Origin of the sequence: Collinsella acetigenes, from assembly GCF_012844445.1 — a bacterium.
GTDB classification, from domain to species: Bacteria; Actinomycetota; Coriobacteriia; order Coriobacteriales; family Coriobacteriaceae; genus Collinsella; species Collinsella acetigenes.
On sequence record NZ_JABBCP010000001.1, the window covers coordinates 588,030 to 609,309 of the forward strand.

Here is a 21,280-nt window from a genome sequence, read left to right on the forward strand (position 1 = left end):
AATGGCTAACACCATCAAGATTCGTCAGATTCGCAGCACCAACGGCTGCAAGGACGATCAGGTTAAGACCGTTCGCGCCCTCGGTCTTCACAGGATCCGTGAAGAGCGCGAGATCACTGATAACGAGAGCGTTCGCGGTATGCTCTTCAAGGTCAAGCACCTTGTCGAGATTGTAGAGGAGTAGCAATGCAGCTTCACGATCTTACTCCCGCACCGGGCTCTACGCACAAGCGTAAGCGTGTCGGTCGCGGTAATTCTTCCGGTCACGGCACCACTGCCGGTCGCGGTCAGAACGGCCAGGGTTCTCGTTCCGGTGGCACCAAGGGCGCTGGTTTCGAGGGTGGCCAGACCCCGCTCGCGATGCGTCTGCCTAAGCTCCCCGGCTTCCGCAACCCCCGTCGTATCGAGTACAGCCCGATCAACATCTCCGCTCTCGATGCCCGTTTCGAGGACGGCGCTGTGGTCGACGGTGCAGCTCTGAAGGCCGCTGGCCTCATCAAGAGCGAGTTCGAGCCCGTCAAGGTGCTCGGCAACGGCGAGATCAGCAAGAAACTCACGGTCAAGGTCGACAAGGCTTCGGCTTCTGCCAAGGCTAAGATCGAGGCCGCCGGAGGGTCGGTCGAGCTGCCGTGCTAACTGGTCTTAAAAACGCATTCTCTATCAAAGAGCTGCGCGGCAAGATCATTTTCACCATCGCCATGCTTGTGTTGTACCGTCTCGGTGCGCACATTCCCGTGCCCGGTATCCCCTTCCAGGGGATAACGGGCCTTTTCTCGAATACCGGTACCTCGGTGGCTTCGGGTGCTATGGCCCTGCTGAACTTGTTCTCCGGTGGCGCTTTGGCGTACGTGTCGGTGTTCTCTTTGGGCATCATGCCCTACATCACGAGCTCGATCATCCTTCAGATGCTTCAGGCCGTGGTGCCGTCTTTGCACGAGCTTGCTCGTGAGGGCGAGGTCGGTCAGACTAAGATCACCCAGTATTCGCGTTATCTGACGCTTGCTCTCGCGATTCTGAACTCGATCGGTTATCTGTTCCTGTTCAAGAGCTTCGGTATCAGCTTCAACGGCGCCGACGCTCCCGAGATCATTTTCGATATCGTGATCGTGGGCACCCTTGTCGCCGGCGCTATGCTCATCATGTGGATGGGCGAGCTCATCACTCAGCGTGGTATCGGCAACGGCATGAGCCTTATCATCTTCGCCAACATCATGGCGGGCCTGCCCCAGTCGATTTACTCTAGTGTTGAGAACGGAAGCAGCGGCATCCTGATGACCGTTATCGTTTGCGTCGTCATCTTGATCGTCATTCCGCTGATCGTCTACATCGAGCGTGGTCAGCGTCGTATTCCGGTGCAGTATGCCAAGCGCGTTGTCGGTCGTCGTATGATGGGCGGCCAGTCCACGTATCTTCCTATTAAGGTCAATACCGCGGGCGTTATTCCCATCATCTTTGCGAGTGCACTTCTGTACTTCCCGGCGCAGATCGCTGTGTTCTTCCCCGGTGTGGCTTGGATTCAGGTCGTCGCTGGCGCGCTGTCTTCTGGTTGGCTCAATTGGGTGCTTAACGTCGTGCTCATCGTGTTCTTTGCGTACTTCTACACCTCTATGGTGTTCAATCCCGAGGATACTGCCGACAACCTGCAGAAGCAGGGTGGCTTTATCCCTGGCGTGCGCCCGGGTCGCGCTACTGCTGCCTACATCAAGAACGCGCTGTCCAAGATCACCCTGCCTTCTGCCATCTTTTTGGCAATCATCGCCATTGTGCCTTCGATTGTGTTCAGCTTCACCGGCAACACTCTGATCCGTGCTTTTGGCGGTACTTCCATCCTTATTATGGTGGGCGTCGTTCTCGATACCATCGCCAAGGTGGAGAGCCAGATGAAGATGTACGATTACGACGGGTTCTTTAAATAATTCGAGAAGGAGCATCTCATGAATCTCGTACTTTTGGGAGCACCCGGTGCCGGTAAGGGCACGCAGGCTCAGCGTCTTGTTGCCGAGTTTGGCGTGGCTCACATCTCCACGGGCGACTTGCTTCGTGCTGCCGTCAAGGGTGGTACCGAGCTGGGGGTTCAGGCCAAGAAGTACATGGATGCTGGCGAGCTTGTGCCCGACCAGTTGGTGATCGATCTGGTTAAGGAGCGCCTTGCTGCCGACGATGCCCAGAAGGGCTTCATCCTCGATGGCTTCCCGCGCAACACCGCTCAAGCCGTGACGCTCGATTCCGAGCTCGCTGCTATGGGCCGCTCTCTTGACTGTGCCCTGCTTGTGGACGTTCCTGGCGATGTTATCATCGGTCGTCTGTCTTCGCGCCGCACTTGCCGTGACTGCGGCTACACCGGTACCGCTTCCGATACCGTGTGCCCCACCTGCGGTGGCGATATGTATCAGCGCGATGACGATAAGCCCGAGACCATCAAGAACCGTCTCGATGTCTACGAGAAGAACACCAGCCCGCTGGTCGAGTACTATCGTGGACAGAACATCTTGAAGGTCGTTGACGGTGATCGCGATGCCGATGTCGTTTATAACGAGGTCAAGGACGTCCTCGGTCTATGATCAAGATCAAGACCGCAGCACAAATCGAAGAGATGAAAAAGGCTGGAGCGCTATCTAAGATGGCGCTCCGCCATGTTGGAGCCATGGTGCGCCCTGGCGTTTCCACCTTCGAGCTCGATCAGCTGGCAGAACAGATTATCCGTATGCATGGGGGCAAACCTGCCTTCAAGGGATACGGTGGGTTTCCCGGAACCATCTGTGCCTCTGTTAATGATCAGGTGGTTCACGGAATTCCCAATCCCGATGTCATCTTGCGCGATGGCGACATCTTGTCAGTTGACACCGGTGCTGTCGTCGACGGTTGGGTAGGGGATAACGCTTGGACGTTCTATTGTGGAACTCCCTCTGCCGAGGCACAGACCTTGTGCCAGGTTACACGCGACTGCTTGATCGCAGGCATCAAGCAGGCAGTGCCTGGTAACTCCATTGGGGATATCGGCTATGCGATTCAATCGCTTGCCGAGTCTCATGGATTTGGCGTCCTGCGCGATTATGTCGGTCATGGTGTTGGCCGTGACATGCATGAGGAGCCTAACGTTCCCAACTTTGGTAAGAAGGGGAGGGGCGTGCGCCTTCGTGCGGGTATGGTCATTGCCATCGAGCCCATGATCACCTTGGGCTCCAATCACGTTTCCACGGGAGCGGACGGTTGGGTGGTCTCTACTCGCGATCACCTATGTGCCGCCCACTTCGAGAACACCATTGCCATCACAGAAGATGGTCCTGTGGTTCTCACTGCCGACGAGCACGGCGCGTGGTGCAGTCTCCAAGGTGGCTGCATGTAATGTCAATAACGCATTTGTTGTGGAGCGATTACGAATCTTTTACTGCTTCGCCCATTGTGTTATAGAATTCTCAATTGCTGTCGTTTTATAGAGAAAGATGATTGCTTGTGAAGAAGGAAGATGCTATCGAACTCGAGGGTACGGTAACTGAGCCGCTCCCCAACGCCATGTTTCGCGTCGAGCTCGAGAACGGTGCAACGGTTCTGTGCTCTATTTCGGGCAAGATCCGCATGAATTACATCCGTATTCTTCCCGGCGACAAGGTTGTCGTGGAGATTTCCCCGTATGACCTGACGCGCGGGCGTATCACCTATCGCTATAAGTAGCGATAAGCACAAAGTGCATGTCGTCGATCGCAGGAGTGCTCAACCCGCGATCGCGTTTGCATGTGTATCCAGCCTATCGTTTTTAACGCCTGCGGCTGGGCGAGTAGATATAGTACGTTGTAGTTTGAGCACTACCGAGAGGAAGAACGATGAAGGTACGTCCTTCGGTCAAGAAGATGTGCGATAAGTGCAAGATCATCCGACGCCACGGCAAGATTCTCGTTATCTGCGAGAATCCTCGCCACAAGCAGCGTCAGGGCTAAGAGAGGAGACCAACGTTGGCCCGTATTAATGGTGTCGACCTTCCGCGCGAGAAGCGTGTTGAGATCGGTCTGACCTACATCTACGGCATCGGCCGCACTACCGCCACCAAGATCTGCAATGAGTGCAACATCAATGTTGACACCCGTGTGAAGGATCTTACGGAAGACGAAGTCGATGCAATCCGTAAGTACATCGACAACGCCCAGCTCATGGTTGAGGGCGATTTGCGCCGTGAGCGCAACATGAACGTCAAGCGTCTGATGGATATTGGCTGCAACCGCGGCCTCCGTCACCGCAAGGGCCTCCCTGTCCGTGGACAGCGCACCCACACTAACGCTCGTACCCGCAAGGGTCCGAAGCGTCAGATCGGTGCCAAGAAGAAGAAATAAGGGAGACTGACGCATCATGGCTACTGCTAAGAAGAACGTTCGCAGCGCCCGCATCAAGCGCTCTGATCGTAAGAACATCTCTGTTGGACAGGCGCATATCCGCTCCACGTTCAACAACACGATCGTTTCCATCACCGACGCCCAGGGTAATGTCATTGCCTGGAAGTCTGCCGGAACGGTTGGTTTCAAGGGCTCCCGTAAGTCCACCCCGTTCGCTGCTCAGATGGCTGCCGAGGCTTGCGCCAAGATCGCCATGGAGCACGGTATGCACAAGGTTGCCGTCTTCGTTAAGGGCCCTGGTTCTGGCCGCGAGACCGCAATTCGCTCCCTCCAGGCCGCTGGCCTCGAGGTTTCGAGCATCCAGGACAAGACTCCCATCCCGCACAACGGCTGCCGCCCCAAGAAGCGTCGTCGCGTGTAACTGAAAGGATCGATAAACTATGGCAATCGACAGGACTCCGGTTCTCAAGCGCTGCCGTCAGCTCGGGATCGATCCCGCTGAGCTTGGTTACAGCAGCAAGAAGGAATCTATCCGCCAGCCCAAGCGCCGTCGCAAGGAATCCGAGTACGGCATGCAGCTGCGCGAGAAGCAGAAGGTTAAGTTCATCTACGGCGTGCTCGAGAAGCAGTTCCACAGCTACTTCGTCCGTGCTCGTAAGATGAAGGGCGTTACCGGCGAGAACCTGATGATCATTCTCGAGACCCGTCTCGACAATGTTGTTTTCCGTCTGGGCTTTGCCCGCACTCGCAAGGAGGCACGTCAGTCCGTGCGTCACGGTCACTTCACCGTGAACGGCCGTCGTGTTGACATCCCGTCCTATCTCGTCAAGCCCGGCGACGTTGTCGCTGTCGGCGAGAAGTACCGTGATCTCCTTCCCATCAAGGAGGCTCTGATCTCCTCCGAGCGTTTCGAGGTCCCCGGCTGGCTCGAGGTCGATATCGAGAAGCTGTCTGGTAACGTGCTCGCTCTGCCGACGCGTGAGCAGATCAGCGGTGATATCCACGAGCAGCTCATCGTCGAGCTCTACTCTAAGTAGTCCATTCGGGCTGCTGAGGCTGGAGGTAATACATGTCAGAATTCATTAGGCCCCAGGTTCAGGTCGAGGAAATCAACGAAACGTCTGCGCGCGTCTCCGTTGAGCCTCTCGAGCGTGGTTATGGCGATACGCTTGGTAACTCCCTGCGTCGCGTCCTGCTTTCCTCGCTCGAGGGCGCTGCGGTTGAGGCCATCCAGATTGATGGTGCGCAGCATGAGTTCATGACTATCCCCAACATGGTTGAGGATGTCACCGATATCGTCCTGAACGTCAAGGGTCTGGTGTTCCGTTCGCTCGGTACCACCGATGAGGCTACTGCGACCATTTCGGTCGACGGTCCTTGCGAGGTTACCGGTGCAGACTTCTTCATTCCTTCGGAGTTCGAGCTCGTTAACCCCGAGCAGCACATCGCTACCCTCAACGAGGGCGGCCACCTCACGATGAGCATGCGTATCGGCTATGGCCGCGGCTATGTCTCCTATGAGTCGAACAAGCGCGACAGCGATCCCATTGGTGTTATTCATGTCGACTCGCTGTACTCGCCTGTTCACCGTTGCGCCAAGCTCGTTGAGGCTTGCCGCGTGGGTCAGCACACCGACTACGATCGCCTCGTTCTCGAGGTCGAGACCAACGGTGCGCTTTCTCCTCGTGACGCCGTCGTGCAGGCTGCCAATATCATCAACCAGCACATGGCTGCCTTTATGAATTTGGCTGAGACCCCCGAGGAGGAGGAAGAGATTTCGATCTTTGCTCCCGAGCAGACCAGCGACAATGCTGAGCTCGACAAGCAGATCGAGGATCTTGACCTCTCGGTTCGCTCCTACAACTGCCTGAAGCGCGCGAGCATCCACTCCGTGCGTCAGCTGGTGGAGTTCTCCGAGAACGACCTGCTTAACATCCGTAACTTCGGTGTTAAGTCGATCGAGGAAGTCAAGGACAAGCTTGAGTCTATGGGCCTGAGCCTCAAGGCATAGTGCCCTGTTTTTAGAGGAGAAACCAGACAATGCGTCACAACGTCAAGAAAGGCCTTAAGCTCGGCACCGACGCCAGCCACACCAAGGCCATGAAGAAGAGCCTCGCTAAGGCTCTCTTCGAGAACGATCGCATCAAGACCACCGAGACCCGCGCCAAGGCCCTGCGCTCTTTCGCTGAGCCTATCATCACGTGGGCCAAGAAGGGCGACCTGCACTCTCGTCGTCTTGCTATCGCCAAGCTTGGCGATAAGCAGCTTGTGGCTGAGCTCTTTGACAAGGCTGCTCAGGGCATGTGGGCCGACCGTAACGGCGGTTACACGCGCATCATGAAGCTTGGCCGTCGTAAGGGCGACAATGCCGAGATGGTCATCATCGAGATCGTTTCCGAGCCCGTTGCCAAGAAGGCTCCCAAGAAGGCTGCTAAGAAGGCTGCTGCCCCCAAGAAGGTTGAGGCAGAGGTCGAGGAGACCGTCGAGGCTCCCGCAGCTGAGGTCGAAAAGGCCGACGCTGAGTAGCGTCAAAGATCATTTGATCAAATTTAAAAGGGGTGCGCGCATGCGTGCCCCTTTTTTCGTATGATGGGCCGATGTGCCCGCAAGGCGTAAGGATGCCGCGATCGATAGCTGGGGGTGAATATGCTCGAGGTAAGACACGCTGCTGTTTCGCTGGGTGATACCGGTGGGTCTCGTTTTGCTCTGCACGACATCTCGTTGAGCGTTGCTCCCGGTCAGATTGTCTCCTTGGTTGGCTCCAACGGAAGCGGCAAGTCGACCCTTGCTGCATTGATGTGCGCTGTGCGTCTTAGCCATGAGGGTATGGTTGTTGTTGACGGGTTCGATCCCGCTGCGGATGAGCATTCTCGTCTCGAAGTCCGTCGTCTTGTGGGGCTGGTGAGGCAAAACCCCCTTGATCAAATTGTATCGACACTCGTTTTTGATGAGGTTGCTTTTGGTCCGCGCAACCTAGGCTTGCCCGAGCTCCAGGTTCGTCAGCGCGTTATGGAGGCTCTTGAGCAGTGCGGTCTTGCGGGCTTTGAGAGACGCGATACGACGGCACTTTCGGGCGGGGAGCAGCAGCGTTTGGCTCTTGCTGGCGTGCTCGCCATGCATCCGCGTTATTTGGTTCTTGATGAAGCAACTTCGATGCTTGATTCTGCCATTCGATCTTCGTTTCGCACGCTTGTTTTCCAGCTGGCACGGGAGCAGGGTATTGGCGTGGTTCAAATCACCCACGAGCCGCAGGAGGTGCTCTCGAGTGATCGCGTTGTGCTGATGCACGATGGCGAACTTGGCTGGGAAGGCACTCCGCTAGAGCTTTTGCGCCATGAAGGAGATCTTCCGGGCGATCCTCTTCGGGACAGCGGCTTTGTTAGGGCACTGAGAGCCGCTATGCGCCTTGGATTTAAGCCGGGCGCGAGTGTTACACCTAACACCATTAAAGAGTGGCTTATTTTGGCTCTGGAATCCCGTGCGATTCGTAAGACTGACGTTTTGTCTGTGATAGAGGCATGCCGTGCACGTGCTCATTCTTATGAGCGGGGGCCTGCTCCCGAGCAGCCCGGAATCGTGGCAGAGCACATCGTTCATTCTTATGAGCCCGGCAATCCCGTTCTAAATGATGTTAGCCTCGAGGCACCGGCCGGTACGGTCACCCTCCTTGCTGGTGCTTCGGGCGGCGGTAAATCGACGCTTTCGACGATTCTCGCGGGCTTGGTTAAACCTGATTCTGGTGCCGTGAGGATCTGCGGTGCACGCCTGACTCCGGGTGTGTGCGGCATGTCTTTCCAGCGACCCGAAAATCAGCTGTTTCTCAATTCTGCGTATGATGAAATTGCCCTTGCGCCACGTTGCGCGCATCTTGATGCGGCGGATGTGGACAAAGCGGTGCGTCATGCGGCACGCCTTGTTGGTCTTTCCGATGAGCAGCTCGATTTCTACCCTTATGCGCTTTCGGGCGGGCAGCGCCGTCGTGTTGCCATCGCATCCGTTCTATCTATTGGCGCGAAAGGCTATCTTTTTGATGAGCCGACGGCCGGTTTTGATGTTCAAGGCCGACACGACATGCATCGCTTGGTGCGAGAGCTTGCCAATGCGGGGGCGCCGGTTGTTGTGGTGAGCCACGACTTGGAGGAGTGGCTGGCCGTTGCCGACCGCGTGGCGTTGCTTTCTTGCGGCAGCATGCTATGGCAAGGCGATGCTGCAGAGGTGTGTTGCCACTTTGAGCTGTTTGAACGCGCGGGCATAAAAGCGCCCGAAAATGTCGTGCTGGCACAGGCGCTTTCCGATGCCTTGCAAGCTAGTAGCGAAGCGGGGGAGGGCAATGCGCACTAATCCATTGGGCTCTTTTGTTGCCGCCGATACGCCCCTTTCTCGCATCGATGCCCGCGTCAAGCTGCTCTTGCTTCTTGTATTCACCGCGGGAGTTTTTGCCTGCCAGGCGGCATGGGCGATTGTCGTTTGGTTCGCGCTGCTGGCCTTGGCGATGCGTGCCGCGCGCGTCGAGTGGAGATCGCTTGTGCGCGCCGTACGACCGGTGACGGTCATCTTGCTGTTTACTCTTCTAGCAAATGCCTTGGTGTTGGACGGGCACGGCGATATTACGATCGTGGGTCCGCTTGGCATCAGTACCGCTGGCGCGGTACGAGGCGCCTGCGCCGTTTTGCGTATCGTGCTTCTTGCCGGGTTTGCCTGTGCGGTTTCGGCGTCGACCACGCCGCCGGAGATTTCCGATGCATGTGTGCGCCTTTTGCGTCCCCTGGGTGCTGTGGGGGTGTCGGTTGCCGATATCGGCCTTGTTCTTTCTTTGGCGTTGCGCTTTATTCCCATTGTTGCCGAGGAATATGGCCGTATCCAGATGGCCCAGCGCTCGCGAGGGGTTCGCTTTGACGAAGGCGGCCTATTTGAGCGCGTTCGCGTTTGGGCGTCGGTTCTCACGCCGCTGGTTGTGGGCCTCTTTCGTCGGGCGGACAGCCTGGCGGAATCCATGGCGTCGCGCTGTTATGCGAACGGTTCTTCTATAGAGATTCCCGCGCGCAGTTTTTGCCGGAGTGATTGGGCTCTTTTGATTGCTGGTATTGTTGTGACGTGTTCCATGGTGCTTACGGGCATCATGGGCTGGTAGACGACGTTTGGAAAGGAATGCCGTGATGGGTCGGGAAACGCGGGAATTCGATGCCCCCGAGGTGCTTGATGGGACCATCGTCTTGCAGCTGGGCTACGACGGTTCGGGCTACAGCGGATTTGCCGAGCAACCGGGTCAGACGACCGTTGCGGGCGAGATCCGTCGCGCGGTGGAGACCTTTTTGCGTCGCCCAATCGATCTGACCTGTGCCGGCAGAACCGATGCCGGCGTTCATGCCATTAGCCAGTACGTGAGTTTTCCCGCCACGGCGGCGGAGCTCGAGATCACGCGCTCACGTTGGATGCGCGCGCTGGTGGCGCTGTTGCCGCGCGATATCGCCGTGCACGAGGTGTGGCATGCAGCGCCGGGTTTCTCGGCACGTTTTGATGCGCGTTCGCGTACGTATACGTATCGCATTGCTACAGGAGATGCACCGCCGTTGCTCACGCGCAGTGTGACCTGGTGGCACAGGCAGGCGCTGGATGTGGAGGCGATGGATGCGGCTGCTCAACGTATGTTGGGGGAGCGCGATTTCAAGAGCTTTTGCAAAGCGTCTTCTGCCGAGGGCAAGCCGACGCATCGCTGCGTGATCTCTGCGGGGTTTGGTCACGAAAGCAGCTTGGGAGAAGACTGCATCACCTTTACCATTTGCGGAAACGCCTTTTTGCACTCGATGGTCCGAACGATTGTGGGGACCCTTGTTGAGGTGGGCATGCATCGGCGCGAGCCCGAATGGATCGATGAGGTTCTTGCCGCCCGTTCTCGACAGGCGGCTGGCCCCACAGCCCCTGCGCAAGGTCTGTGCTTCATGGCGGTGGAATATGACGAGGGCGTATTGACGCAAGCTGAGTAGGCACGTTGGGTAGTCAGCGGCTCCAAACCGTTCCAGCGTGCTGTCCTACCGTTTAATGGTGTTGTTATTTTGCACATGTGCGGCGCGACGGGGGACAAGGACGGCAACGTGGGTAGAGATGCTACCATCAGATGCAATTGAGGTCTGTATCGGAGGGTCTGCTCTTGGCTCATCGCGAATCAAAACGTCCGCTTGTCTCCGTCGTGATGGTGCTGCATAACGACGCCGATACTGCTGTGCGCGCGATCGAGAGCGTGCTCAACCAGTCGTTTGAGGACTTCGAGCTGGTTGTAGCGGATTGCGCCTCGAGCGATCGGACGCCTTCGATTTGCGAACGTTTTCATGACCGCGATATCCGTGTTGAGTACATCCACCTGGATACCGACAACCTGGCGGTTGGCAACCATACCGCCTTGTGTGCGGCGCGCGGCTCGTACGTTATGATGCTGCGCCCCGGCGACTGGCTGGGCGGCGGGCTCTTGTACGATGTGATGCCTTTTATGCGCGCCAACGATTTGCAGTTGGCCATTCCCACGCAGTCGTTCGATGTCTATTCCGGGCGCAATCACGAGCGCTCTTCGAGCGTTACGACGTTTAACACAATGACGTGGAAGACCGCTGCCGATTTTCATCATGCGGTGGGCGAGCTGCTGATGCTGGGTGTCCTGGACGATCCCTTTGGGATGATCATCGATGCCGATGTTATGCGCTCGTTTGTTCTTTCTCATATGTCTGAAAAACCCCTCGATGTCGTTATCGCCTGCCTTGAGCGCGTGGAACGTGCGGGCGTGTTTGCCGGCCCCAGTTACCATGTGACGAGACAGGTGCCGGCGGCCCTGTCGTTCGATCCAGACCGTTATCCTTCGTGCGAACGTGAGCATACGGAGCTTTTGGATCTGTTTCGTAGCTGGGGTTTCGATCTGGATGCCGAGGAGATGGAACCCGTTTATCGGCGTTACTTGTTCGATGTCATCAGCTGTATTGACAATGCCTGCATTGGCCACAGTTCCGTATCGTCTGTGGAACGAACCCAGCGCGTGCAAGATATGCTTGATGACGAGGCTACGCAGCGTGCGGTACAGAGGATGAGCCATGCCGCTCGCGAATTTGGCTGTATGTACAAGCCGATGGCAAAAAAGAACGCCGCTGCCTGCTGCATGGGCTCGAGGCTACGCGAGGTGGCGCGCATTTCGCATATACCTTTGGGACCCATCGTGCGTTAGCGTCCGCTCATACGTAAATCTGGCGTTACTGACTGGATATATTCGTTTTCTTGCACATTTTGATAAAAGTATGCAGCTATAATCATTCCGTTAAGATGCACCCCTGTGGTGCATTTCTCTTTTCAAAAAAACGGAGAGGACGCGTACAGGCATGGCAAAAAAACGCAATGGGCGCCAGGACGCGATTCGCGACATCGTGCGTAATCGTGATGTCCGCACGCAGCGCATGCTTGTGGATGAACTCAAGGCCGAGGGTTTCGATTGCACACAGGCGACGGTTTCGCGCGATATTGCCGAGATGGGGCTGCGAAAGCTTCCCGAGGGCGTATACGTGCTGGCAGAGGACCTTCATCTGCAGCGCATGGTTTCCGAGCTCGTGGTGGATGTGCATCGCGCGGATAATATGTTGATCGTCAAGGCGCAGCCGGGCACAGCAAATGGCATCGCCGCAGCAATCGATGCTGCCGAGCTGCCCGATGTTTTGGGTTCGCTTGCCGGAAACGACACCATTTTCGTGGTCTCGCAAACAGGGGAGGACTCCCAGCGCCTGGAGGCTCTGCTTCAGAAGTTGAGGTGTGCCAAAAGTTAAGGGATTCCCATCCGGTATCGGGATGTGACAGAGTTTCTGCGAGGGGCGCGGGCGTTGATGCCGGCGCCCCTCATACGTTTGAATGGGTGCGAAGTGCTGTTGCAACGCGCCCACGAGATCAATGCATCGAGCGATAAAAAATCCCCCAGCGATAAAGCTGGGGGATAAAGAAGCTGGCCTTATGAAGTGGTTCCGCCTGTACCGGGGTCTGGCGTAGGAGCCGGGTCCGGAGTAGGCGTTGGCGTGGGATCCGGAGTTGGCGTCGGCGTGGGCTCCGGAGTGGGCGTGGGCTCCGGAGTGGGCGTTGGCGTCGGCTCGGGTGCCTCGCCGCCGCCGGTGCCGTCGCCGCTGGGAGTATCGCCTTCCGTCTCCTCGGGGCTCTGCTCTTCCTCTTCCTCCTCATCCTCTTCGTCGTCTTTCTTGGCGCTGCCGCCAACGAAGGTCCAGGAGGAGTTGTCCTTATAGGAAGGCGTTTCGCCCGTGGGGAATTCCTCGCGAGCAACGCCGGCAAGAACCGTATTCATGAACTTGCGGAAGATGGGCAGGGTGATCTGTGTGTTGTGCCAACGCGTGATGGCGGCGTTGGAGTTGGAGCGGCCTGCCCAGATGGCGACGGAGTACTGCGGAGTGTAGCCGCAGAACCAAATGTCGCTGGTGGTGCCAGCGTCACCGGCGGTACCGGTCTTGCCGGCAACAGGCTGATTGACGGAGAGGGCGCCGGAGCTGCCCGTGCCGCCGCTTTGCATGACGGTCTTAAGTACGTTGGTTACGGCCTGGGCTTCGCCGGTGGTGAGCACCTGGTCGTACTTGTCCTCGTGCTTGTAGAGCGTGGCGCCCGAGCGCGAGGTGATCTCGGTTACGGCAACGGCATTGCGATGCTGCCCGCCCGAGGCGAAGGTCGCATAGGCTTCTGCCATCTCAAGCGGGGTGATGCCTTGTGCCATGGCACCCAGGGTAAGCGAGAGAACGGAAGGATCCATGCCCGCGGCCTCGGTATCGATGCCAAGGTCCTTGCACATGGAGATGATCTTGTCGTTGCCGATAGCGAGGGCCACCTGGGCGTAGCCCGTGTTCGAGGAGACCGCCGTTGCCTGTGCAAGGGTTTTGGTGCCGTAGTTGGTGCCGCCATAGTTTTGCACGGTGTAGCCATCGGCGATTTTCATAGGCGAGGTGCAGTTGAGCGTGATGTTGGGGTTCATACCGTCGTGGATGGCGGCGGCCAGCGTGAGGCCCTTAAAGGTCGAGCCCACTGCGCGGCGCGAGGTGGCATGGTTGATGTGGCTGTCGTTGGCGTAGTAGTCGCGGCCGCCTACCATGGCGCGGATATAACCGGTCTGAGGCTCAATGACGACCATGCCCACGTCGAGCTCGTCGGCGCCGGCGTCAACGAGCTGCTGGACGGCCGCATCCTCTGCTGCCTTCTGAATCGTGGGGTCGATGGTGGTCTTGATGGTCAGACCGCCCTTGAAAAGCACGTCGGTGGAGAACTGCTCCTGAAGCAGGCTGCGCACGTAGTCGACAAAGTAGGGGTAGGCGATGGTGCCCGACTCGCTGATGCCCGAAACGTTGAGTTTGAGCTGCTCGGCCTTGGCGGCATCGGCCTCTTCCTGCGTGATGGTTCCCAGGCGCAGCATGTTGTCGAGAACCTTGTCGCGACGGGCGAGGGCGCCTTCGGGGTTCACCGTGGGATCGAGGTAGGAGGGCGAGTTGGGCAGGCCTACGAGCAGCGCCGCTTCGGCGAGCGAGAGCTCGCTGGCATGCTTGGAGAAGTACATTTCGCTTGCGGCCTCGATACCGTAGGCGCCGTGTCCGTAGTAGATCGTGTTGAGGTACATGGTGAGGATCTCGTCTTTAGAGAAGATCTTCTCCATTTGCAGGGCGATCCAGGCCTCGCGGACCTTACGCTCGATGGTGTTGTCGAACTGCTCCTCAGACAGAATGGTGTTACGCACCAGCTGCTGGGTGATGGTCGACGCGCCTTCGGAGCGACCGGAGAGCTGGCTTAGCACGGCGCGGCCGATGCCGATAAAGTCGACGCCGTTATGCTCGTAGAAGCGCTCGTCCTCAACGTCGACAGTGCCCTTAAGCACGTATTTGCTAATCTGGTCTTTGGTGACGCTGTCACGGTTTTGCACGTAGAGCATCGCGATCTGGTTGTTGTTGGCATCCAAGATCGTGGTGGGCTCGGAGGCAAGGTAGGCGTTGGCGTCGGTATAGTCCGGAAGATCGGACAGCCAACGCGAGACATTGCCCACCATGCCCACGGCAAAGGCGATGCCGCAGATCAACATGAACCCGAAGAACGAGCCCAAGATGATGGGGATGGTATGTGTCTTGGCGCGGGTGCGTGCGTGTCGCTCGCGAGGACCCATGGAGTACCTCCTGTGGATGTGACGGGGCGCGATTGCGCTCCGAGAGCATACGGTCATGCATACTCAAACACATTAGCGCAAAGCGCGTCCATCGTCCTCGTGTATCCTTATTAGTGCTAAATTCCAGACCGACTGCATACCCGGACGCACTGGCGCCGGTATGCCTCGCAAGCGATAGCCAGGTGAACATGAATCGACCCTTACCAGAGCTTTTGGCCCCTGCGGGCTCTATCGATGCGCTCCTTGCGGCTGTTGCCGCGGGTGCCGATGCCGTCTACTGCGGGCTTGGCGCTTTCAACGCCCGCGCGAGTGCGAAAGATATCGAGCCCGTCGAGTTTGCGCGCGCGGTGCGCTTGGCGCATGCGCATGGGGTGCGCGTGTACGTGACATGCAATGTTTACCTGCGCGAACATGAGCTCGTGCCCGCGCTGGACCTTGTGCGTGAGGCCGATGCCGCGGGCGCAGACGCCTTCATTGTCGCCGATGTCGCACAGGTGCGGGCAATCCAGCGCGCCATTCCTCATGCCGAGATTCATCTCTCCACCCAAACGGGGGTCATGTCGCCCGCGGGTGTCGAATACGTGCGTGAGCACTTGGGGGTCGAGCGCATCACGGTCTCGCGCGAGCTCTCCTTGCCCGAAATTGCGAACGTATGCTCTGTCGGCATGCCCATCGAGGTCTTCTGCCACGGAGCCATCTGCATCTGTTATTCGGGCGCGTGCGCGGCGTCCGCTTTGCGAAGGGGGCGCTCGGCAAACCGCGGAGACTGTACGCAGCCGTGTCGCTTTACCTACGATTTGCAGGATGGGAAGGGGAACTCCGTTAACGTGCAGGAGGGGGAGCGCCTACTGTGCCCGCGCGACTACTGCTCGATCGATCATGTGCGCGAGCTTGTGGAGGCAGGTGTTTCGGCCCTCAAGATTGAGGGGCGCATGAAGAATCCCGATTACGTCTTTAACGTGGTGGGGGCCTATCGCCGCGCGCTCGACGCCGTGGGTGCGGGCTCGTGGGACAGCGATGTTGCCGCTGCATGCAAACGCAAGCTGGGCATGTCGTTCAATCGCGGCTTTACCGATGCGTATCTGCGGGGAGCCTCGGGTGCAGAGCTCATGAGTTTCGAACGCGCGTGTAACCAGGGACTGTGTGTGGGAGAGCTCGTCGAGCGCCGGTATGAGGAGGTTTCCGTTCGCCTGTGCGCCGCCGTGCGCGCGGGTGACATGCTTGAGATTCGCTCCACGCCCGGCCCCGACGCTCCGGCAGATGTCCCCAAGCGCTGGCCGCAGGTTCCCTGCCCTGTCGATGCGAAAGCTGGCGAGGTAATCGACGTTCATTGCAAGCGCAAGGTCGAAGTGGGGAGCATCGTCAATCGAATTAGCTCGGTTGAGGTGCTGGAACGCACCGATGCCGCGCTTGCGCGCATGCGCACCGAGTTGGAGTCCTATTCTTCCGATTATGTGCCGGCGCATGTCGGTCGGTGCGTTTCTGAGCCTTTGGGCCTGTCGGTTGAGCCTGCTGTTCCTACCGCTAGGGGCGCCTGCCTTTCCGTGGCGGTCGATACTCCCGTGCGAGCGGCGGCCTTGCTTCACGACGTTCGAGTTGACGAGGTGGCCGTGCGCCAGATGGCTCTTGACGAAGACGCGGATGCATGGGAAGACCTCTTGCCGCGTCTTACCGTCATGCTCGACGAGCCTTCGCGTATGATCGATGAGGCGCGCACGCGCTACCTTTGCCGTCGTGCCCGCAAGGTCATCTGCCGCAATTACGCGCATATGCAGATGGCAAAGGAGGCGGACGTTCCTTTTGATGTGGCCGCTCCGCTTTCGGCGACCAACGGGCAAAGCGCCGCGTGGTTTGGACGGCGCGGTGCGAGCTGCGTTTGGCTGCCCGATGAGCTCTCTTTGGACGAGGCGCGCGAGGCGGTGTGCCGTGCTACTCGCGAGGAAGTGCGCGTTGGCATGCTTGTCTGCGGATATCCGCAACTGATGGTGACTGAGCATTGCCTTCTTACTGCCGAAGGCCCGTGCCCGCATTCCTGCGTCGCGTGCGAGCGGCGTCGGCAGGAACGCTATCTGGTGGAGGCTTCGGGCGCACGCCTGCCGGTTCGCGTGGATGCCCATGGCCGCACGCGCACCTTTGATGCTTGCATGCTCAATCGCACCGAGGATGTCGATACGCTGTTGCGCTTTGGCACGGGCGGATTTGCCATCGATGCCATGCTGCTTGGCGCAGACGAGCTCGAATGCGCCATCGGCACTCTTGCTGCGGCATGTGCCGCTGCCAGCGAGGCGTGAAGCTTGCTCATGTCGGGTAAATGACCTCGCGCAAAGCCTCGGTCTTCGCTACAATCAACGAGTTACCAACAGTAATCAGCACCGCTCTATCGGGGTGAGGGCGCTATAACCATTTAAAGGAGAAGCGATGCTTCCAGTCGACGAACAGATGAAGATCATTACCTCGGGTGCCGCCCAGATTATTCCCGAGGCAGACCTGCGCAAGAAGCTCGAGAAGGGCACGCCGCTCAATATCAAGCTCGGCGTCGACCCTACCTCTCCCGACCTTCACCTGGGCCATGCCGTCCCGCTGCGCAAGATGCGTCAGTTTCAGGACCTGGGCCATCGCGTGACCCTGATCATCGGTAACGGCACCGCAACCATCGGTGACCCGTCGGGCAAGAACACCACGCGTCCGCAGCTTTCGCAGGAGCAGGTTGAGGCCAATGCCGAGACCTACGTCTCCCAGGCGATGAAGATCCTCGACCCCGAGAAGACCACCATCGTTCACAACGGCGACTGGATGTTCCCCATGGGTCTCAAGGAGCTGCTCGCCGTGGCATCCAAGTTCACCGTTGCCCGTATCCTCGAGCGCGATGACTTCACCAAGCGCTATCAGTCTCAGACCCCCATCGCTTTGCACGAGTTCCTCTATCCCGTGATGCAGGCTTACGACTCGGTCATGATTAAGTCCGATGTCGAGATGGGCGGCACCGATCAGCTGTTTAACCTGCTTGCCGGCCGCGAGCTCATGGAGAAGATGGGCATGGAGCCGCAGATCGCGCTCACCATGCCGCTGCTCGAGGGTACCGACGGCGTGCGCAAGATGTCCAAGTCCTATGGCAACTACATCGGCCTGACCGATGAGCCCAAGGATATGTTTGGCAAGACCATGTCCATTCCCGACGAGATGATTGGCAAGTACTACCGTCTGGCCAGCTCCTTGTCTCCCGCTGAGGTCGATAAGATCGACGCCGCCCTTGCCGATGGCTCTGCCGACCCGTACGAGCTCAAGCGCGCCCTTGGCCGCGACCTGTGCGACACCTATCATGGCGACGGCGCGGGCGACGAGGCGCAGGCCGAGTTCGATCGCGTGTTCAAGGAGGGCCAGCTCGCCGACTTCCCCGAGAAGCACGTTGAGCTTACCGTCAACGACGAGGGTATGATCTACCTTGCGGGCCTGCTCAAGGACCTGGGCCTTTCTGCCAGTGCAGGTGCGGCTCGCCGCGACATCGACGGCGGCGGCGTGAAGATTAACGGTAAGACCGTAGCACCCAAGAGCTACAACATCGACCCGTCTGAGCTTAAGGTGGGCGATACCCTCTCCGTGGGCAAGCGCAAGGGCTTCAAGCTGATTTAAGGACGGGCTTGGCTTTTCTTATTTGAGCTGCGACAGCGAAGCGGCGCCACATCGGTGGCGCCGCTTCTTTTTTGCATTGCTGTTGGGTTTTAGGTGTCGCCGCGGCGCTATAGGACGTCGACGTCCGCGGCGGAGCAACGCTCGAGAAAATCGGCGGGCATGTTGCCGTCGGTGACGATGACGTCAAACTGGTCGATATCGCAGATGGCAAACGTCGAGATTTTGCCCAACTTGGTTGAGTCGAGCAGCAAGACCTTCTGTTCTGCCTGCTCGAGGCATGCGCGCTTGAGCTCGGCTTCCTCGTCGGAGCCGCAGGAGAGCCCTGCCGTTTTACTGTATGAGGCGGCGCCGATGAAGACCTGGTCGAAGCGCAGCTTGCGAATCTCGCGGATGGCGCGGCTGCCATGCAAGCACATGTTGCAGCGGTTGAGGGTGCCGCCCGGTACGATCACGTCGACGGTGTCAAAATGGCCGAGCTCCATAACGTTATAGATGCCGCAGGTGAAGACCATGAGGTGCTCGTCGGGTAGCGCGGCGGCGAATTTGGCGAGCGTGCTGCCCGAATCCAAATAGATGGTGGTGTTGGGACGCACGAGCTTTGCTGCCTTTGCCGCGATGGTCGCCTTGGCATCGACATTTTGATTGCGACGCACGTCAAAAAGGCCGTCGGCGCCCACAGCGAACTCGAGCGAGCGTACGCCGCCGTAGACGCGCACGAGCTTGTGCTCACGGTCGAGAGCCTTGATGTCGTTTCGAATGGTCATCTCGGAGACCTCGGGGAAAGCCTCTTTGAGCTGTGCGATGGACACGCTGCTCATCTTGTTGACGAGCTCTACGATGGCACGGCGACGTTCTTTCATGGGATCTCCCGGTTTAGAAACTATAACGATTGATGTTTCTTATTATAGTTTTTACAAAATAAAAGACTCTAATAATCAAATTCTAAAATAGAAATTTGAGAAATTAGCCGTTTAGCGCGGTTTTTCAACCGTTTGCAGAGCCAAGTTTTACAGTTTCTACAATCAAAACTATATATTTCTATAGTCATAGGTGAGCAGAGAGGTGCTCGCGCGGCTGGACCGCGAAAGGGAGGGTGCGGCCGTCCGAAACGAGGCAAAGGAGACTGATCCGTATGCTCGAGCCCATGAAGGACTTGCTGGTGGAGGCAAAGCGCGGTGGCTACGCCGTGCCTGCCCCCAACGTGTTTGACAAAGAGAGTGTCGAGGCGGCGTTTAACGCGGCAGAGGAGCTCGACTCGCCGGTGATTCTTAATGTTGGCTATGCCATGGGCATTGAGGAGACGGGCATGATCGCCAAATACTACGGTACCAAGCATCCGCGTATTCCCTGGGCGCTTAACCTCGATCACGGCGGCCCGTTTGAGCATGTCATCTTGGCTATTCGCTCCGGTTATAGCTCCGTGATGGTCGATCGATCGACGCTTTCGTTCGAGGACAACGTGGCACAGGTTGCCGATGTGGTTCGCATTGCCCATGCCGTGGGCGTCTCCGTTGAGGCGGAACTGGGTCATGTGGGCCAGGGCGTCGAGTACGAGGCGACGCGCGATGCGGGCCTCACGCATCCCGAGGAGGCTGCCGAGTTCGTCGAGCGCACGGGTGTCGATTGTCTTGCCGTGGCGGTGGGCACCTCGCACGGTGTCTACAAGGGCACTCCGCATCTTGAGTTCGACCTGTTGTCAACCTTGGCTAGCGACCTTGAGATTCCGCTTGTGCTCCACGGTGGTTCTGGCACCGGCGACGAGAATCTCCGGCGTGCAGTTAAGACGGGCATCCAGAAGGTCAACCTGTATACAGATCTGGGCGAAGCCTGGCTGCAGGCCCTCAAGCGCGAGATCGCCATTCACGAGGGAACCGCCGAGGAAGTAACCGAGGACGAGTTCAAGAACGCCAAGAAAAAGATCACCCAGCTTATGGAGGATAGCTGCAAGAACGGCTATCAGAAGAGTCTCATGCACTACATGGAGCTCTTTGACTCTGCCGGTCGCATTTAACTCCATTCCCGGAAACCTATCATTTGCCCCACACCTGCGTGCGGCACCGACGACACCATCTTCGATAGAAAAGGGGAAACCATGAAGCCCATCGTTACCGAAACCCGTACCGCTATCATCAACGCTGCTCACGACGCACAGATCGTCGTCCGCCCCATTCACGATTTGGGTGAGCATGATGTACTCATCAAGATCTTGTCCTGCAACCTGTGCACGTCTGAGTACGGCCTGTGGAGTGGCGCTCGCACCAATAAGCCGCTGCCCATGACCTTTGGCCACGAATGGGCAGGCGAGATCATCCAGGTGGGCGAGAGGGTTTCCGGCCTTGCCGTGGGCGACTTCGTGGGTGGCTCCTACACCTTTGACCCGTACTCTACCGAGGCGCTCGAGGGCCGCACCTCCGAGGCGCCCGGCGTGAAACCCTATGACACCCAGTGGCCCGACGGCTACTATGGCCGCTATGACGGCTGTGCCGAGTACCTGGTGCAATCGCAGGAATCCATCTATAAGTTTGAGAACAAGATTCGTCCCTCCGAGGCGGGCTTCCTGGAGCCGCTCGCCACGGTGATCAACGGCATCAAGAAGCTCGATATCAAAAAGGGCGAGACCGTAGTGGTCATCGGCGGCGGCACCATGGGCGTGCTCAATGCGCTTGTCGCCAAGCAAAAGGGCGCTCGCGTGATTGTCTCCGAGCTCATGGAGAAGAAGATCCGCGTGGCAGAGCAGCTTGGCCTCGAAGTTATCGACGGATCCAGGGTCGATCCTGTCGAGGAGGTACGTGCACGTACCGATGGCCGCGGAGCTGACACCGTGATCTTGGCAGTTGCCGCGACGGCAGCAAACAAGCAAGGCTTCGCTATGCTCAAGAAACTGCATGGTAAGGTTTTGATGTTTGCCGCGGGCTATCCCGCACCGGAGGTGGGCGTCGATGCTAACAAGATTCACTACGGCAAGATGCAGATCTTCGGCACCTTCTTGGGCGAGTTTGCAGACTTCAAGGAGTCCTGTCATCTGCTGGGCTCGGGCGAGATCGACGTGTCACCGCTGGTTGATAAGGAGTATCCGTTCGACCAGATTCAACAGGCGTTTGAAAACGCGATCATCCCGGGCGGTTACCGCACGACCGTCGTCATGCAGTAAGGAGGC

The 21,280-nt window shown here is 58.2% G+C and carries 23 protein-coding genes; 21 read left to right on the forward strand and 2 right to left on the reverse strand.

Going from position 1 to position 21,280, the window contains the following annotated elements; all coding sequences use genetic code 11:
* Position 1: 1 nt before the first annotated feature.
* From rpmD to HF320_RS02660, 17 genes are all read left to right on the forward strand, one after another.
* Complete coding sequence (rpmD, locus tag HF320_RS02580; protein ID WP_022386607.1) at positions 2 to 184, forward strand: 50S ribosomal protein L30; 183 nt, start codon at positions 2 to 4, stop codon at positions 182 to 184.
* 2 nt (positions 185 to 186) lie between these two features.
* On the forward strand, positions 187 to 636 hold the full coding sequence (rplO, locus tag HF320_RS02585; RefSeq protein ID WP_022386608.1) for a 50S ribosomal protein L15: 450 nt from the start codon (positions 187 to 189) through the stop codon (positions 634 to 636).
* Complete coding sequence (gene secY / locus HF320_RS02590; RefSeq protein ID WP_169276899.1) at positions 630 to 1,916, forward strand: preprotein translocase subunit SecY; 1,287 nt, start codon at positions 630 to 632, stop codon at positions 1,914 to 1,916. The genes rplO and secY overlap by 7 nt, the downstream gene beginning before the upstream one ends.
* A gap of 18 nt (positions 1,917 to 1,934) precedes the next feature.
* Entirely contained in the window at positions 1,935 to 2,561 is a 627-nt protein-coding gene (locus tag HF320_RS02595; RefSeq protein ID WP_169276900.1) for an adenylate kinase, read from the forward strand.
* Positions 2,558 to 3,346, forward strand: coding sequence for a type I methionyl aminopeptidase (map, locus tag HF320_RS02600; RefSeq protein ID WP_022386611.1), 789 nt, complete (start codon positions 2,558 to 2,560; stop codon positions 3,344 to 3,346). Before HF320_RS02595 ends, map begins: the two co-directional genes overlap by 4 nt.
* 107 nt (positions 3,347 to 3,453) lie before the next feature.
* On the forward strand, positions 3,454 to 3,672 hold the full coding sequence (gene infA, locus HF320_RS02605; RefSeq protein WP_040221386.1) for a translation initiation factor IF-1: 219 nt from the start codon (positions 3,454 to 3,456) through the stop codon (positions 3,670 to 3,672).
* Positions 3,673 to 3,821: 149 nt separating this feature from the next.
* Positions 3,822 to 3,935, forward strand: coding sequence for a 50S ribosomal protein L36 (rpmJ, locus tag HF320_RS02610; RefSeq protein ID WP_016309305.1), 114 nt, complete (start codon positions 3,822 to 3,824; stop codon positions 3,933 to 3,935).
* 15 nt (positions 3,936 to 3,950) lie between these two features.
* Entirely contained in the window at positions 3,951 to 4,325 is a 375-nt protein-coding gene (gene rpsM / locus HF320_RS02615; RefSeq protein WP_022386613.1) for a 30S ribosomal protein S13, read from the forward strand.
* A gap of 16 nt (positions 4,326 to 4,341) precedes the next feature.
* The gene (rpsK, locus tag HF320_RS02620; RefSeq protein WP_040221053.1) at positions 4,342 to 4,746 is read left to right on the forward strand and encodes a 30S ribosomal protein S11; all 405 of its coding nucleotides are present in this window, start codon (positions 4,342 to 4,344) and stop codon (positions 4,744 to 4,746) included.
* Positions 4,747 to 4,765: 19 nt separating this feature from the next.
* Positions 4,766 to 5,362, forward strand: coding sequence for a 30S ribosomal protein S4 (gene rpsD, locus HF320_RS02625; RefSeq protein ID WP_040221052.1), 597 nt, complete (start codon positions 4,766 to 4,768; stop codon positions 5,360 to 5,362).
* A gap of 32 nt (positions 5,363 to 5,394) precedes the next feature.
* A complete protein-coding gene (locus tag HF320_RS02630; protein ID WP_169276901.1) occupies positions 5,395 to 6,336 on the forward strand; it encodes a DNA-directed RNA polymerase subunit alpha in 942 nt (313 codons plus the stop codon).
* 29 nt (positions 6,337 to 6,365) lie between these two features.
* Positions 6,366 to 6,851, forward strand: coding sequence for a 50S ribosomal protein L17 (gene rplQ, locus HF320_RS02635; protein WP_169276902.1), 486 nt, complete (start codon positions 6,366 to 6,368; stop codon positions 6,849 to 6,851).
* 120 nt (positions 6,852 to 6,971) lie between these two features.
* Positions 6,972 to 8,666 (forward strand): ABC transporter ATP-binding protein, encoded by a 1,695-nt coding sequence (locus HF320_RS02640; protein ID WP_169276903.1) that lies wholly within the window; start codon positions 6,972 to 6,974, stop codon positions 8,664 to 8,666.
* Complete coding sequence (locus HF320_RS02645) at positions 8,656 to 9,456, forward strand: energy-coupling factor transporter transmembrane component T family protein (protein WP_169276904.1); 801 nt, start codon at positions 8,656 to 8,658, stop codon at positions 9,454 to 9,456. Before HF320_RS02640 ends, HF320_RS02645 begins: the two co-directional genes overlap by 11 nt.
* A 25-nt stretch (positions 9,457 to 9,481) precedes the next feature.
* Positions 9,482 to 10,309, forward strand: coding sequence for a tRNA pseudouridine(38-40) synthase TruA (truA, locus tag HF320_RS02650; RefSeq protein WP_169276905.1), 828 nt, complete (start codon positions 9,482 to 9,484; stop codon positions 10,307 to 10,309).
* A gap of 164 nt (positions 10,310 to 10,473) precedes the next feature.
* The gene (locus tag HF320_RS02655) at positions 10,474 to 11,532 is read left to right on the forward strand and encodes a glycosyltransferase family 2 protein (RefSeq protein ID WP_169276906.1); all 1,059 of its coding nucleotides are present in this window, start codon (positions 10,474 to 10,476) and stop codon (positions 11,530 to 11,532) included.
* A gap of 151 nt (positions 11,533 to 11,683) precedes the next feature.
* Positions 11,684 to 12,121, forward strand: coding sequence for an arginine repressor (locus HF320_RS02660; protein WP_022386622.1), 438 nt, complete (start codon positions 11,684 to 11,686; stop codon positions 12,119 to 12,121).
* A gap of 179 nt (positions 12,122 to 12,300) precedes the next feature.
* Here HF320_RS02660 and HF320_RS02665 read toward each other — a convergent pair whose 3' ends face one another.
* On the reverse strand, positions 12,301 to 14,493 hold the full coding sequence (locus HF320_RS02665; protein ID WP_169276907.1) for a transglycosylase domain-containing protein: 2,193 nt from the start codon (positions 14,491 to 14,493) through the stop codon (positions 12,301 to 12,303).
* Positions 14,494 to 14,681: 188 nt separating this feature from the next.
* Between HF320_RS02665 and HF320_RS02670 the strand changes: the two genes are divergently transcribed.
* Entirely contained in the window at positions 14,682 to 16,784 is a 2,103-nt protein-coding gene (locus HF320_RS02670) for a U32 family peptidase (RefSeq protein WP_248276583.1), read from the forward strand.
* A gap of 127 nt (positions 16,785 to 16,911) precedes the next feature.
* Positions 16,912 to 18,123 (forward strand): tyrosine--tRNA ligase, encoded by a 1,212-nt coding sequence (tyrS, locus tag HF320_RS02675; RefSeq protein ID WP_169276909.1) that lies wholly within the window; start codon positions 16,912 to 16,914, stop codon positions 18,121 to 18,123.
* Between the two features lie 107 nt (positions 18,124 to 18,230).
* Here tyrS and HF320_RS02680 read toward each other — a convergent pair whose 3' ends face one another.
* Positions 18,231 to 18,983 carry a DeoR/GlpR family DNA-binding transcription regulator gene (locus HF320_RS02680; protein ID WP_169276910.1) on the reverse strand — a complete coding sequence of 251 codons (753 nt, stop codon included), beginning with the start codon at positions 18,981 to 18,983 and terminating at the stop codon, positions 18,231 to 18,233.
* Between the two features lie 272 nt (positions 18,984 to 19,255).
* Between HF320_RS02680 and HF320_RS02685 the strand changes: the two genes are divergently transcribed.
* Together HF320_RS02685 and HF320_RS02690 are read left to right on the forward strand one after the other, a co-directional pair.
* Positions 19,256 to 20,134 (forward strand): class II fructose-bisphosphate aldolase, encoded by an 879-nt coding sequence (locus HF320_RS02685; RefSeq protein ID WP_248276554.1) that lies wholly within the window; start codon positions 19,256 to 19,258, stop codon positions 20,132 to 20,134.
* Between the two features lie 81 nt (positions 20,135 to 20,215).
* Positions 20,216 to 21,274: a zinc-dependent alcohol dehydrogenase gene (locus HF320_RS02690; RefSeq protein WP_169276911.1), complete on the forward strand. Its 1,059-nt coding sequence runs from the start codon at positions 20,216 to 20,218 to the stop codon at positions 21,272 to 21,274.
* The last annotated feature ends 6 nt before the right edge of the window (positions 21,275 to 21,280 follow it).

Bases quoted from the DNA above. Each gene is read 5' to 3' on its own strand.
- rpmD (WP_022386607.1), top strand. From the start codon at position 2: ATGGCTAACACCATCAAGATTCGTCAGATTCGCAGCACCAACGGCTGC.
- rplO (WP_022386608.1), top strand. From the start codon at position 187: ATGCAGCTTCACGATCTTACTCCCGCACCGGGCTCTACGCACAAGCGT.
- HF320_RS02595 (WP_169276900.1), top strand. From the start codon at position 1,935: ATGAATCTCGTACTTTTGGGAGCACCCGGTGCCGGTAAGGGCACGCAG.
- map (WP_022386611.1), top strand. From the start codon at position 2,558: ATGATCAAGATCAAGACCGCAGCACAAATCGAAGAGATGAAAAAGGCT.
- rpmJ (WP_016309305.1), top strand. From the start codon at position 3,822: ATGAAGGTACGTCCTTCGGTCAAGAAGATGTGCGATAAGTGCAAGATC.
- rpsK (WP_040221053.1), top strand. From the start codon at position 4,342: ATGGCTACTGCTAAGAAGAACGTTCGCAGCGCCCGCATCAAGCGCTCT.
- rpsD (WP_040221052.1), top strand. From the start codon at position 4,766: ATGGCAATCGACAGGACTCCGGTTCTCAAGCGCTGCCGTCAGCTCGGG.
- HF320_RS02630 (WP_169276901.1), top strand. From the start codon at position 5,395: ATGTCAGAATTCATTAGGCCCCAGGTTCAGGTCGAGGAAATCAACGAA.
- rplQ (WP_169276902.1), top strand. From the start codon at position 6,366: ATGCGTCACAACGTCAAGAAAGGCCTTAAGCTCGGCACCGACGCCAGC.
- HF320_RS02640 (WP_169276903.1), top strand. From the start codon at position 6,972: ATGCTCGAGGTAAGACACGCTGCTGTTTCGCTGGGTGATACCGGTGGG.
- HF320_RS02645 (WP_169276904.1), top strand. From the start codon at position 8,656: ATGCGCACTAATCCATTGGGCTCTTTTGTTGCCGCCGATACGCCCCTT.
- truA (WP_169276905.1), top strand. From the start codon at position 9,482: ATGGGTCGGGAAACGCGGGAATTCGATGCCCCCGAGGTGCTTGATGGG.
- HF320_RS02660 (WP_022386622.1), top strand. From the start codon at position 11,684: ATGGCAAAAAAACGCAATGGGCGCCAGGACGCGATTCGCGACATCGTG.
- HF320_RS02665 (WP_169276907.1), bottom strand. From the start codon at position 14,493: ATGGGTCCTCGCGAGCGACACGCACGCACCCGCGCCAAGACACATACC.
- HF320_RS02670 (WP_248276583.1), top strand. From the start codon at position 14,682: ATGAATCGACCCTTACCAGAGCTTTTGGCCCCTGCGGGCTCTATCGAT.
- tyrS (WP_169276909.1), top strand. From the start codon at position 16,912: ATGCTTCCAGTCGACGAACAGATGAAGATCATTACCTCGGGTGCCGCC.
- HF320_RS02680 (WP_169276910.1), bottom strand. From the start codon at position 18,983: ATGAAAGAACGTCGCCGTGCCATCGTAGAGCTCGTCAACAAGATGAGC.
- HF320_RS02685 (WP_248276554.1), top strand. From the start codon at position 19,256: ATGCTCGAGCCCATGAAGGACTTGCTGGTGGAGGCAAAGCGCGGTGGC.
- HF320_RS02690 (WP_169276911.1), top strand. From the start codon at position 20,216: ATGAAGCCCATCGTTACCGAAACCCGTACCGCTATCATCAACGCTGCT.